We start from the raw sequence: 12,629 nt of genomic DNA, 5'->3' as shown, positions 1-12,629 counted from the left end.
GCATGTCGTTTCTTTCCCGCGCCGCCTGCATTCTCCTGCCCTGCACCCTCGTTGCTTGTTCCTCTACCCCTGCAGAACCCGAAGTTGAGCACCTCTCCGTCGAGGTCTTAGGCACCGCTTCCCTGCCGGCCAATTCCTTTACTCAAGGCCTCGAAACCGATCCGGACGGCAATCTGCTCCTTGGCACCGGCCAATGGGGCGAATCCCGCCTGGAACGCTTCTCCCCCGAAACCGGCGAAACCTTAGCCGAAACGCACCTGGATAACCGCTACTTTGGCGAGGGCATCACCCAGTCCGGAGATTCCATCTGGCAGCTAACCTGGAAGTCCGGTCAGGCCCTGAAATACGACCAGGACCTGCGCCAGATCGATACCGCCTCCTACACCGGTGAAGGGTGGGGGCTGTGTAATAACGGCGAGGATCTTCTCATGTCCGATGGTTCCGCTACCCTGCGGCATATGGATCCGGAAACTTTTGCCGAGCGCTCGACCACCGACGTCAGCCTGGAAGGAAAGCCCCTCGAGGACATCAATGAGCTGGAGTGCGTGGGCGATTCCGTCTATGCCAATGTGTGGATGGATGACAATATCTACCGCATCGATCCCTCCTCCGGCCGCGTGACCGCCGTGATTTCTACCGATGCCATAGATAAATCCCGCTATACCGACCCCGATGATGTCCTCAACGGCATCGCCCACATCAAAGACGATGAGTTCTGGCTTACCGGCAAGCGGTGGAAAGAACTCTTCCACGTTCGAGTAAGGTAAAGGCCCATGGCAACCCGTAAGGAAGCAAGGAAAAAGTCGCTGCTGCAGATCTTGGCCCTCATCGTGGTCGTGGCAGTCATCGTCGCCGCCGTAGTGATCTTCCAGAACTGGTGGAACCAGCGCCCGGGCCCAGATCCACGCGAGATCAAGGTGACCGCCGCCGTGGGCGATAATTCCCTCGAGGTCAGCCCCTATATCGCGTGCGAGCCCGGCACCGATTGCCCAGAAGGCGAGGTCCCGAACCTCACCGTAGGGGAAGACGAGACCCTCAAGCTGGACATCCCCGAAGAGATTTCTGATCACGAGTGGAAGATTCTCTCCATTTACGATGACCCCGCCGCCAATGATGAAACCTCGCACGGCGCGAACGAGACTACTGAAGTATCAATCCCCGGCTCGGTAGAGCCCATCAAGGCCTCCACCGGCAAGCGCCCCCGCCTCAAGGTGGTAGAGATTTCCTCCATGATGATCGGCACCGATGACAACGGTGACGAAACCCCCTTGGCCACCGTGTGGTCGCTCACCACGATGACCGATAAAGAACGAGAAGCCTCCGCGGAAGAATCCACGAAGGCTTCTGATTAGCTATCCAAATCCTTCGCAATTGCGCGAAGGATTTCTGCTACCTGGCGGCCGGTCTTGCGCTCCGGGTAGCGGCCGGAATTGAGCACCGGCTGAATCTGTGACTCCAGCAAAGTCATCACATCAGAGACCATGCTGCCGAGTTCCTCGGGCTTGCGGGCCGGCGTGCGACGACGCGGCTTTTCCAATACCTTGACGCGCAGCGCCTGCGGACCACGGCGACCAGCCGCGAAATCGAAATCGATGCGCTGGCCTGGGAATAGCTCCTCTACGCCCTTAGGCAACACGTTGCGGCCGACATAGACGTCTTCATCGCCCGGGTTGCTGACGAAACCGAAACCTTTCTCGGCGTCATACCACTTCACTTTGCCAATAGGCATAGGTACCCACCTCTTCTCTAGGGGAAAATCCTTATCTTAGCCGCCTGGTCAAAACAACAGAAGTTACGCACGCTAACGCGACACACCCCCGCTATGTGTCACAGATCACATCTGCCACTTACCTGCACAAATGCCTTCGCACGCGCCACATTCGCCCCATTCCTTTCCCATTTAGTGCCCATAACGTGACACTTTCGTTATAAACCGCTACGCTGTCCCCCAGACATTTAAGAGCCGTTAAGAAAGTTGCCCTCGCCCGCCCTTTCTTTTTGGTACATATTCTTTGCACTTAATGCGGGCACACAGAGAGGACTAACTACATGGGACGCCACTCCGCTAAGAACCGCATGGCCGCTAAGTTCACCGCCGGCACCGTCGCCTTCGGCGCCGCTGCTGCCATCATGGCACCAACCGCATCTGCTGCCCCGGATTCCGACTGGGACCGCCTGGCACAGTGCGAGGCCGGCGGCAACTGGCACATCAACACCGGCAACGGCTTCTACGGCGGACTGCAGTTCAACCCGCAGACCTGGCAGGCTAATGGCGGCGGCGAGTTCGCAGCTACCGCTGACCAGGCTTCCCGCGAGCAGCAGATCGTTGTTGCTGAGCGCGTGCTTGCTTCCCAGGGCTGGGGCGCATGGCCGGCTTGCTCCGCTTCCCTAGGCCTGAACTCCGCTCCTACCCAGCGCACCGCTCCGTCCGCTGCACCTAAGGCTCCGGCCCAGGCACCGGCTCCGGTTAAGCAGGCTGCTGCCCAGAAGTCCGACGAACTGGCCGTTGATGCCCTGTACAACACCATCAAGAACGCCGCTAACTCCTACGGCCTGGCTCTGCCTCCGCAGTTCACCGAGCTGTACAAGGCTAACCGCCACGACTTCAACAACTTCTACTCTGCCAACCGCAACGTCATCGACCCGATTGCGCAGATGATTGAGAACATCACCCGCTAAGACACAGCGACGAAAGGCCCCTTGCATGCGCAAGGGGCCTTTTCTGCGTGAGGGAACGCTAGATACAAATCTTCCCCCGCACCGAGGCGGGGGAATGCTTTAGCGGTTGATGCGAGTATAAGGGTGAACGTAGTTCAGCTTCTCTGCCGGCATCGGCAAAATCAGATCATCGCCGTAGGGGCTGGATGCACCAGCAAAAGGCGCAGAGATTTCCGTGATTGCGTGCTCGCGATTTTCGTTCTTCGGCCAAGCCGGGGAAACGTGACCCTTCTTCTCATTCGACATAGTCCCCATTATTTCAAACCTTGCGCAAAAACGTAACTCAATCGATAGCTAAACTGGGAAGTCATCATGACTCAGTCTTCCCATCTTCCGCATTTCCGCACGTGGCTTGCCTCCCTTGAGGAAGAAGAGCTGGCAACAGTCCTCCGCAACCGACCGGATGTGCTCAATCCACTACCCCCAAGTATCGCCGCTCTTGCCACTCGGCTACTTTTGCGCACCTCTATCGCGCGAGCCCTCATGGACTGTTCTGCGGAGCTGCTCGCGGAAATCGAGGACATCGCGCGCCGTGGTGGAGAGCTCGAGGAGGTAGAAAACCTGCATCCAGAGATCACCCGCCAGCTCAAGGAGCGCGGACTAGCATACGGCAACGTCCTTATTCCGCCTGAGGTCATGCCTGCCCTACCTACGGACTGGTCCCTCCTCGAACAAATCCGAGTAAGCCCGGAAGACATCGCCGAGCTGCCAGCTGAAGAGCGCAAGGTCCTCGAGACCCTGTCCCGGTCCAATGGCCTCGGCACCACGCGGGACGCAGCCGTTGATGCGGATCCGACCCGGCCGATCCCGCGGCTCATCGCCAAGCAGCTGCTCCACCGCGTTGACTCAACCACCGTCCGCCTGCCGCGCGCCGTCCACCTTGCGCTGAACGGCAAAGCCACCGCGCCTATCCCTGTGGAGGGAATCACCGAATCCCCCGCTCCTGATTCCAAGGCCGATGATGCTGGCACCGCAGCAGGCCTATCCACGGTGCGCGGCATGCAGCGTGTCATTGACTCGCTGGGGGCACGTCCAATAGAACTCCTCAAGGACAAGACCGTGGGCGTTCGCCAGCTCACCAACCTGAGCAAAACTCTCCACCTCGATGAGCAGGAGCTGCGCCGCCTCATCGGCCTGGGCATGAGCGCTCGCCTGCTAAGCCGCGGCGAGCCGAAAAACATGGAGGGCAATTTCCTCGCCCCGACAGAACTCGCCCAAACCTGGCTCGATGCGAACCTCGCCGAAAAATGGCAGCTCCTGCTCGAGTCATGGACAACCTCCACATGGACCAACGAAGGCCGCACGCTGGCGCACACCAATGACCGCCTGCCGAGCTTTAGGGAAAAGGTCCTGCAGGTCTATCTGCGCGGAGCGAAACCCACCTTCGAAGAATCCCTCCGCTTCCACTTCCCGCTCTTTGCCACGCATACCGCGGACAAGACTATCGCCGATCTCCGCGCGGAAGCCGAGTGGATCGGCGCAATCGCCCTCGATCGCCCCACCAGCGTGCTTATCGAGGGCCCCGAGGCCGCCGCCCGCCTGACCCCAGATGCGGTTGACTATTTCTTAATCCAGGCAGATATGACCGTATTGGTTCCTGGCCCGCTCGATCCAGAGACCCACCAACGACTCGAATCCGTCGCGGACCTTGAATCCCCCGGCTTGGCCAGTGTCTACCGCATCTCGGACGCTTCCCTGCGCCGCGGCCTTGATCGCGGAATGACTGGGGAGGAAATCCACGCCTTCTTCGCGGCCCATGGAGAGGTGCCGCAGACGCTGGAGTTCCATATTGGGGACGTCGCCAAGCGCCATGGCACCCTGCGCTCCGGCCCTGCACTGTCCTACCTGCGCAGCGAGGACCCAGCCCTCCTGCAGATTGCGCTCAAGGCCGCGCCTTTGCGACTGCTCGCGCCCACCGTCGCGGTGTCCCAATTGCCGGTACACGACCTGCTGGAGCGGCTGCGCGATCACGGTCTTTCTCCCGCGGCCGAGGACCACAACGGCGCGAGCCTCACGGTTGCGCCGGAACCAGCCGCCCTGCCGACCCCCACCGCGCGTCGAGCTACCGCTTCCCCGGACATTGCGAAGGCCATGCGCAACCTGCGCGATGACTCCGCGCCTGCCACTCCCAGCCTCGATATAGTCCACGCCGCCGCACGCACTGCCCGGCCGATCACTATTGGCTATGCGGATAAGAACGGCAACGAAAAGCACCGCACCGTTACCCCGCTGACGGTCGCGGGTGGGCAAATCGACGCCCGCGCGGCCGATGGCTCCACTATCCGATTTCCCTTGCACCGGATCACCTCCGTTACGCTGGAGCCATGAATGGACCATTAATTGTGCAGTCGGATAAGACCGTCCTGCTCGAGGTGGATCACGCCCAGGCCGCCGAGGCCCGCGCCGCGCTCGCTCCCTTTGCGGAGTTGGAGCGCGCCCCCGAGCACGTGCACACCTACCGCATCACGCCGCTCGCGCTGTGGAATGCCCGCGCGGCCGGACACGACGCCGAGCAGGTCGTCGACGTCCTCGAAAACTACTCGCGCTTTCCGGTCCCCCAAGCCCTGCTTATCGACGTCGCCGAAACCATGTCCCGCTACGGCCGCGTCCGCCTCCAGGCCCACCCAGCCCACGGCCTCATTCTCGAGTCCGAAGAGCCACCTATCCTGGAAGAACTCTCCCGCGGCGCAACCGGAAAGCTCCTTGGCTCTCGCATCGACGAGCATTCCATCGCCGTCCCGCCCTCCGAGCGCGGCCGACTCAAGCAAGCCCTCCTCAAGGCAGGCTGGCCGGCAGAGGATCTCGCCGGCTACGTCGATGGCGAGTCCCACCCTATCGCCCTCAATCATGATGGATGGCAACTGCGCGATTATCAGCAGTACGCCACCGAGGCCTTTTGGTCCGGCGGCTCTGGCGTCGTGGTGCTGCCGTGCGGTGCTGGCAAAACCATCGTCGGTGCGGCAGCCATGGCCAAGGCGGAATCCACCACGCTCATCTTGGTCACTAATACCGTCGCCGGCCGCCAATGGCGCGACGAGCTCCTGCGCCGCACCACGCTGACGGAAAATGAAATCGGCGAATACTCCGGCGAGAAGAAGGAAATCAAGCCCATCACCATTGCCACCTACCAGGTGGTCACGCGTAAAACCAAAGGCGAATACCGCGCCCTCGAGCTCTTCGATTCCCGTGATTGGGGTCTCATCATCTACGACGAGGTCCACCTCCTGCCCGCGCCGGTGTTCCGTATGACTTCGGATCTTCAGTCGCGGCGTCGGCTAGGGCTCACCGCCACCCTCGTGCGCGAGGACGGCCGCGAGGGTGATGTCTTTTCCCTCATCGGGCCCAAGCGCTATGATGCCCCGTGGAAAGAGCTCGAGATGGCCGGCTATATCGCCACCGCCGAGTGCATCGAAGTCCGCGTAGACATGGACGACGAGGAGCGCATGCTCTATGCCACCGCCCAACCTCGCGACCGCTACCGTATCGCTGCCCAGGCTGCCGCCAAGCTGCGAGCGGTGGACAAGATTCTCGACCGCCACCCACAGCAGGCGCTTATCATCGGCGGCTACGTCGACCAGCTCAAAGAACTCGGCGCGCATCTTGACGCCCCCGTAATCGATGGCTCCACCTCCACTGCTAAGCGCGAACGCCTCTTCCAGCAATTCCGGGATGGCAGCCTTCCCGTTCTGGTGGTGTCCAAGGTCGCCAATTTCTCCATCGATCTCCCCGAAGCCGCCCTAGCCATCCAGGTCTCCGGCACCTTCGGCTCCCGCCAAGAAGAGGCCCAACGCCTCGGCCGGCTGCTTCGCCCCAAGGAAGAGGAAGCCCTCTTCTATTCGCTGGTCACCCGCGATAGCCTCGACGCGGACTACGCCGTGCACCGCCAGCGCTTCCTCGCCGAGCAGGGATATGCCTACCGGCTTATCGACGCACTAGACTTGGAACAATGAAAATCTTCAAGTTCGACGTAGACGAGTCCTTTGCCAAGGCCAATAACGAGCTCTTGCGCGATTCCAACCGCCTTCGCATCTCCGGCCTCGTGCTGGGCATCCTGCTCATCATCGGCGGCGCGGCCATCTGGTGGGGATTTTCCTGGGCATTACCATCGGCCTCGGCATGATCCTTTTCGGAATCATGGTGGCTATCGTCGGCTTCGCCGCCGCACGTAAAGTTGGCACCGCCCAACAGCTCTATGACTCCTATCCCCTTGCTCCGGCTGTCATCGCTGAGGTCAACGAACGCGACATGGTCCTGCTCGCCCTAGTCAATACCAATGTGGATCCTTCCCTGCCTCCCCGCTGGGCCGCTTGCCTGCGCACCGTGACCGCTATTCCCGGCACTCAGCGCACCGTAGGCACCAAGGTTCCCGTCGCCGCTGTGTCCGGCCGCGCGGACAACAACCACTGGCAGCAAATCACCCCTATGCCCATCGCATGGGGCACCCCTGACGCCGAAACCGTCACCATTGCCCGAAAGTCCATCCCCCAGGAGGAATGGCAGCGCCTCGAGCGCGCCCGCAAGCGCCTGTCCGACGTGAAGGCCACGAAGTTCGACCTTCTAGTTCTCTAGGGCTCCACAAACCTTTCTGGATACAGCATTACTTCTAGGAGCGGGTCCGGCCACTTGTTGAGAACTATCTGGGCGACCTCTTCCTCCCTTTCGGGGAAATGATCCCTCGCTAGTTCCACCCAGAATTGCCCGCAGGACCGCGCCTGCCAATCTGGTTCAGATTCGGTACCACGCTTCGCGTACTCCCACGCAGCGTCATACTCACCGATTTCTTCTAAGGCTTTAGCTGCCTCTTCGAAATAAACCGCGTAGCTACCCTCAGCCAAGTGTGTACGAATAATTGCTTCGACGTCTTGATCTAAAACCGCAAAGCGCTTCTCCATATACTTACGGCGGATAACATCTGCGTTTTCCGCCCAAGCGCGCACCCGAGCCAGGCCGTCTTCTCCGAGGACCGTTGAATATGCAACAGGGTCAAGATCGAAGTAATCAACCTCGTTGCTCTCATGGAAATCAATGAACCACTCGGCCAGCTCCCTTGGCGCAGGCTTGGCGCGCTGTGCGCTCTTAGCGTGGAGCTCGATAAGCTCTTCAACAACCTCACTTAACATACCAAGTGAGTCATCCGCATTGGCTATCACATCTACGGCAATCTCCAGCGCTTCTTGCACAACCGAGAATACTTGGGCTGGATCCTCCGAAGGGTCCTCCACGGCAAAATCGAGCACGCCAATTCCATCTTGCATTTTCAGTGCACGTCTAGCTGCCCGATCCTCATCAAGAAAGGATCGGGTCCTACTCTGAAAAAATGGCAAGGCGATGGCAGCCAGTGAGCTCATCAGTTCGGCCTCCTCGGTAGGCTGTCAGCCCATTTTAACGGCGTCCCCTACCCTTTGGAGGTCTTCCTTTCTGTTCGTTGTTGTTGGTGTGTGAGGTATTGGGCTGAAGCGTCCTGGGTTTAGTTCCTACCTCAGCTAAGGAAGGATTGAACTATGCCTAGAAAGTATTCCGTCGAGTTCAAGGAGAAGGCGGTCCATCAGATCATCGAAATGGTCCGCCTGGAGTCTTGCTCACTGCAACGCGCCTACACAGAGGTCGGTGAGCTGCTTGGAGTATCTCACCACACGTTGCGGGCCTAGTACCGTGACAGCGCCTCAGTACGCGATAATTCTGACGCTTCAGGCGGCGAAACAATGGAAGAAGAACTCAGGCGTCTGCGCCGCGAAAACCGCGAACTGAAACGAGCAAACGGGATTCTTAAAACTGCTTCGGCTTTTTTCGCAGCGGAACTCGACCGACCCACGACCAAATGATCTCCTACATCGACGCGTACAAAGATCAATTTGGGGTCGAGGCCATCTGCCGAGTCCTTAAACAAGCAGATCGTGGATTCATTACTTCACGCGGCTACCGCAAAGCCACCACACGTGTTCCCAGCGCAAGAGCCTTAAGCGATAGCCTGCTCATCCCAGAGATACAGCGTGTGCATGCGGAGAATTTCTCGGTCTACGGCATCCGCAAAATGTGGCACGCGATGAACCGCGAAGGCTTTCATATTGGTCGCGACAAGACCGCACGTCTGATGAAACTTGCAGGTGTTTCTGGCCGCAGACGTGGGCGAACCCCAATAACAACGGTAAGCCCGAAGACACCGGATCATCGCCCGGACCTAGTGCGCCGAAACTTCCGTGCGCAGGCACCAGGCAGGCTTTGGGTTGCCGACATTACCTACGTTCGCACCCTGTCAGGATTCGCCTACACCGCGTTTGTCGTGGATGTCTTCAGCCGAAAAATTGTTGGTGTTGCTACACGCTCGACAATGCGCACCGATGCGCTGCCCATGGAGGCATTGGAACATGCGTTAACGACTGCAGGACGAATCCATGGAAACCAACTAATTCACCACAGCGATCGGGGCAGCCAGTACGTGTCACTGAAGTATTCCACCGCGCTAGCTGAGTCAGGAATCCGCCCGAGTGTGGGAACAATCGGCGATTCTTACGACAATGCACTAGCCGAAACAGTCAACGGTCTCTACAAGGCGGAACTGATTCATGCCCAGGGCCCGTGGACGTCGGTCGGAGAAGTCGAACTGGCCACCTTGCGGTGGGTGCATTGGTGGAACACTAAGCGACTTCACGAAGCATTGGACTACGCCACCCCACAGGAAGTAGAAACCGAGTACTATCTCACCCAGCCCATCAACACAGGGCCGTAAAAGAAGCGGAACTAAACCCAGGACGCTTCAAAGCGACTAAACATATCGCAGCCAACGCTTGCCCGATGGATTAGGCAAGCGGAAGATGAGATAGAATACAAAGAACGAGGGTAATCCATTCTCCAAAATAGTGAAATCCTGTTCAAGGCATACTTTTACGCGATTGAACTAGATCCAATGTTCTATTAGAACTTGGCTATTCTTTCAGTGTGCAACCACAGGTTATTCTATTTAAAGGGTTACTCAGGAAATGAAAAATAGCTCCTCAAGGGGAGTCGAGGAGCTATTTGTTGTTCATATGTTTACCTTTGGAAACTACTACCTAGTAAGAAGTAGATTCCCTTACTTCAGCGCTTGCTCTTGTTCGGAATATCTCCAATAACACTAGTAAGAAATGCTAGAGCTAGTACAACAAGGGAAAGTGTAGGGAAGCCAACGTGGGCTATCGCCAACACGATGCATATTATGCAAAGCGCAATACTTATATATGTTGAAGCTTTCTTCATGGAGTACTTTTAGCACTTCTCTTGCGCAGTGCCGATTCCCGTTAGCTCTGCGGCTAGGGAGAGTAAGCCATTTTTCATAGACTCAGCCTTAATGGAGGCCCCCTTAGTGGCCACGATCTTCCTGATGCCACCAGCCTCTGATATTGCTTTGCCGACTTTGCTTGCGCCGCCCAATCCGCGTACAAGCTTAGCGATCTTAACCGCTTTCGATATTGGAACTATTGTGCCGGCAATGATTAGGGTGATGGCTCCTGCACATTCCCAGGCATTATAGGTGGTGACGGGAGGGAAGTACTCTTTCGGGGCATGGCTAGCGATATAGGAGGCAAGATCCCTGTCGTTCTTTTCCCTAACCACGTCTTCAGGAAGTGAATCAACGTAGCTAATTAGCTCCTGCATCGATTCCTCAGTTACTGATTCGGAAGCAGAATCAGCGGCGGCACGAACGGTTGGTTCGGTAGACGCAACTGCATTAGGAACTGCGGAAAAGGCGGTGAGGACAACCAGAGATGCTCCCCAGAGGGGCTTTTTAAATTTCATCATCTTCTCTTTCGGGGGCTGGAGTGGTGAAGCAAGCGTTTAGTACCTGCAAGCATAAATATTACATAGAGATTTACTATTTTTCTATCTGAAATATCGTGTAAAACTCAGGGATTGAGTAGGTTTACCTAGGAAAGGGTCTCCTTTAGCTGTTGGCTTGCTTGGCGCTTGTGGGCTATTGACAGATCCTTTACTGAGGATATGTTCTCTGAACTCCTTTGGCATGACCTGTTCGATCCTGACCATTTTTCGACGAGTGTCAGATCCCTGTTTATTTGGACGGGCCAGACTATGGAAATTTAGCCTTCAGGATGCTCTTTTGTACCCTGCTTCTAATCTGTAGATTAACCTGTATAAATGTAGAAGTGTATAGCTGTAAATATGTAAAGTGACAGATGTAAGGATTTGTTTATCTAGGAGAAGCCATGATCATTACTGCCATTAACGTCAAGGGTGGCGTTGGCAAGACCACTACAACGATGTTTCTCGCTACGGTTTTCGCCCACCGAGGAAAGACCGTGACAGTCACAGACTTAGACCGACAGGGCTCAGCTCTGGAATGGTCGGAACGCGCGGAAGACGGAGGCGACCCTTTACCGTTTGAGGTCGAGCTGTCCATTCCCAAGCGCGTTGATAGGCAAGCAGCACTCGTCGGAGACGATGAGTTCATGTTCATCGATGTACCGCCAGGAGACGAGAACGCTATCGAAGCAGCAATCGCTGTCAGTGACCTCATCATTCTTCCGACCCGTTCTGCTGCCGCTGACCTTTCCCGCGTGTGGGAACTGCGCGACGCAGTTAGCGGAACACCACATGCAGTCCTGCTGACGTTTGCCAGGAAAGGCACCAGTGCCCTTGATGCTGCACGAGAAGCGCTTGATGCAGAACAAATGCCCCACTTTAAAACCGAAATACCGCTACGCGAGGACATGCACCTAGCCTTCGGTTACTGCCCAGGCCCAGACATGCACGGCTATGAACAGGTCGCAGACGAACTCATGGAGATGATGAAATGAGCACCAGCAAAGAACGCGCCAGAGCACAGCAAGGCCCGCGAACCTCGACAAAGAAAACCGCAAAGCCGACCCCGGCAGTGGAGAAGAAAACAGTACGAGGTGCATTCCACCAACCCACCGGCCGCGACTACGTCAAGAAGATGACCGTCGAAATTGACCGAGAACTTCACTCAGAACTCAAAGTCATCGCCGCGCAAAAAGGAGTGACCATACGCGAGATTGTCAGCAACTACCTCGAAGAATACGTGCGCAACAATAAATAAGGGTTTACAGGAATACAGGTTATGTAAAGATGTATTCCTGTAAACCCAGCAGTTCCATATGCGTCATCCCCACCGCAGTGACGGTAAATATGCGCACGAGAAAATGGGGAAGTAGATCTGCAGACGAAAACAGTTACACATGGAAAGCCATGCGTAACTGCAGGTAAAAGGCACATTTTTCGCGTGTCATGACTACTAAATGACACTGGTGTCATTTAGAGTCGGTGGGAGACAGTGAAAACGAAGAAAGCCACCGGGCGGCAACCCAGTGACTTTCGCTTATCACCCAGCTCATCTCTGGGAGAAAGCATGGCCATGAGTCTACAGGCTTACGCGCAAAACGCGCACATTAAAACACCTACCCGTGTCGAACCAGATCGTGGCGGGCTGGATAACACCCCAGCATCCGCCAGTGACCGCGACTTGCTCCGCGCGCATTTAGGCCGCGAGGTGCTCCACGGGTCTGTTGGACGGGATTTTTCCAAGTCTTATATGCGTAATGCTGACGGTACGAACTCGCCGCGCATGTATCGCTTCGACACTGAGGCTTTAGGACGGTGCGAGTACGTCATGCTTACCAGTAAGCAGTATGCCGCCGTCCTGGTTGTTGACGTTGACCAGATAGGAACAGCCGGTGGTGACCCCGCAGACTTAAACCCTTATGTACGTAGTGTGGTGCGCTCACTTATTTCGCACACCATCGGGCCGGCTTGGGTGGGAATCAACCCGACTAACGGGAAAGCTCAGTTCATTTGGCTTATTGATCCCGTCTACGCTGACCGGGGTGGTAAATCAGCGCAGATGAAGTTGCTGGCAGCAACCACACGCGTACTAGGTGGGACCTGGCCCCCGTTAGGTA

Annotated in this window: 11 protein-coding genes and 3 pseudogenes; 10 read left to right on the top strand and 4 right to left on the bottom strand. The window is 57.1% G+C overall.

All coding sequences use genetic code 11. The features are described from left to right. The first annotated feature begins 2 nt into the window (after nt 1–2). Nucleotides 3–767, top strand: a complete 765-nt coding sequence (locus tag ACKFRX_RS04355; protein WP_408928165.1) for a glutaminyl-peptide cyclotransferase — start codon at nt 3–5, stop codon at nt 765–767. A 6-nt stretch (nt 768–773) separates the two neighbouring features. Next, nucleotides 774–1,352, top strand: a complete 579-nt coding sequence (locus tag ACKFRX_RS04350; protein WP_086588970.1) for a DUF2771 domain-containing protein — start codon at nt 774–776, stop codon at nt 1,350–1,352. Here ACKFRX_RS04350 and ACKFRX_RS04345 read toward each other — a convergent pair. Next, complete coding sequence (locus ACKFRX_RS04345; protein ID WP_408928164.1) at nt 1,349–1,729, bottom strand: cold-shock protein; 381 nt, start codon at nt 1,727–1,729, stop codon at nt 1,349–1,351. The genes ACKFRX_RS04350 and ACKFRX_RS04345 overlap by 4 nt on opposite strands. Nucleotides 1,730–2,049: 320 nt before the next feature. Here ACKFRX_RS04345 and ACKFRX_RS04340 point away from each other — a divergent pair, with 320 nt between their 5' ends. Then, complete coding sequence (locus ACKFRX_RS04340) at nt 2,050–2,679, top strand: resuscitation-promoting factor Rpf1 domain-containing protein (protein ID WP_049360602.1); 630 nt, start codon at nt 2,050–2,052, stop codon at nt 2,677–2,679. Between the two features lie 99 nt (nt 2,680–2,778). Here the strand turns inward: ACKFRX_RS04340 and ACKFRX_RS04335 are convergent, their stop codons facing one another. Beyond that, the gene (locus ACKFRX_RS04335; RefSeq protein WP_023022020.1) at nt 2,779–2,964 is read right to left on the bottom strand and encodes a hypothetical protein; all 186 of its coding nucleotides are present in this window, start codon (nt 2,962–2,964) and stop codon (nt 2,779–2,781) included. Between the two features lie 66 nt (nt 2,965–3,030). Between ACKFRX_RS04335 and ACKFRX_RS04330 the strand changes: the two genes are divergently transcribed. The 3 genes and pseudogenes from ACKFRX_RS04330 to ACKFRX_RS04320 all read left to right on the top strand — a co-directional run bounded on the left by ACKFRX_RS04330 (nt 3,031) and on the right by ACKFRX_RS04320 (nt 7,287). Beyond that, on the top strand, nt 3,031–5,046 hold the full coding sequence (locus ACKFRX_RS04330) for a helicase-associated domain-containing protein (RefSeq protein ID WP_408928163.1): 2,016 nt from the start codon (nt 3,031–3,033) through the stop codon (nt 5,044–5,046). Next, nucleotides 5,043–6,668 carry a DNA repair helicase XPB gene (locus ACKFRX_RS04325; RefSeq protein ID WP_408928162.1) on the top strand — a complete coding sequence of 542 codons (1,626 nt, stop codon included), beginning with the start codon at nt 5,043–5,045 and terminating at the stop codon, nt 6,666–6,668. Before ACKFRX_RS04330 ends, ACKFRX_RS04325 begins: the two co-directional genes overlap by 4 nt. Next, nucleotides 6,665–7,287, top strand: a pseudogene (locus ACKFRX_RS04320) (DUF3239 domain-containing protein). Before ACKFRX_RS04325 ends, ACKFRX_RS04320 begins: the two are co-directional and overlap by 4 nt. Here the strand turns inward: ACKFRX_RS04320 and ACKFRX_RS04315 are convergent. After that, entirely contained in the window at nt 7,284–7,955 is a 672-nt protein-coding gene (locus ACKFRX_RS04315) for a DUF6880 family protein (RefSeq protein ID WP_408919088.1), read from the bottom strand. The pseudogene ACKFRX_RS04320 and the gene ACKFRX_RS04315 sit on opposite strands and share 4 nt — an antisense overlap. Before the next feature lie 264 nt (nt 7,956–8,219). Here ACKFRX_RS04315 and ACKFRX_RS04310 point away from each other — a divergent pair. Further along, nucleotides 8,220–9,445: pseudogene (locus tag ACKFRX_RS04310) on the top strand (IS3 family transposase). Between the two features lie 515 nt (nt 9,446–9,960). On the opposite strand, the gene ACKFRX_RS04305 reads toward ACKFRX_RS04310, so the two are convergent. Beyond that, nucleotides 9,961–10,494 (bottom strand): hypothetical protein, encoded by a 534-nt coding sequence (locus ACKFRX_RS04305; protein WP_150851487.1) that lies wholly within the window; start codon nt 10,492–10,494, stop codon nt 9,961–9,963. Nucleotides 10,495–10,916: 422 nt separating this feature from the next. Between ACKFRX_RS04305 and ACKFRX_RS04300 the strand changes: the two genes are divergently transcribed. The 3 genes and pseudogenes from ACKFRX_RS04300 to ACKFRX_RS04290 form a co-directional block, all read left to right on the top strand. Then, nucleotides 10,917–11,507, top strand: a complete 591-nt coding sequence (locus ACKFRX_RS04300) for a ParA family protein (protein WP_150851486.1) — start codon at nt 10,917–10,919, stop codon at nt 11,505–11,507. Next, on the top strand, nt 11,504–11,770 hold the full coding sequence (locus ACKFRX_RS04295) for a hypothetical protein (RefSeq protein ID WP_150851485.1): 267 nt from the start codon (nt 11,504–11,506) through the stop codon (nt 11,768–11,770). The genes ACKFRX_RS04300 and ACKFRX_RS04295 overlap by 4 nt, the downstream gene beginning before the upstream one ends. Before the next feature lie 525 nt (nt 11,771–12,295). Then, a pseudogene (locus ACKFRX_RS04290) lies at nt 12,296–12,607 on the top strand (replication initiation protein); the annotation flags it as partial. Between the last annotated feature and the right edge of the window lie 22 nt (nt 12,608–12,629).

Origin of the sequence: Corynebacterium tuberculostearicum, from assembly GCF_046097465.1 — a bacterium.
Classification (GTDB): Bacteria; Actinomycetota; Actinomycetes; order Mycobacteriales; family Mycobacteriaceae; genus Corynebacterium; species Corynebacterium tuberculostearicum_I.
This window is presented reverse-complemented; position numbering and strand designations above follow the sequence as displayed.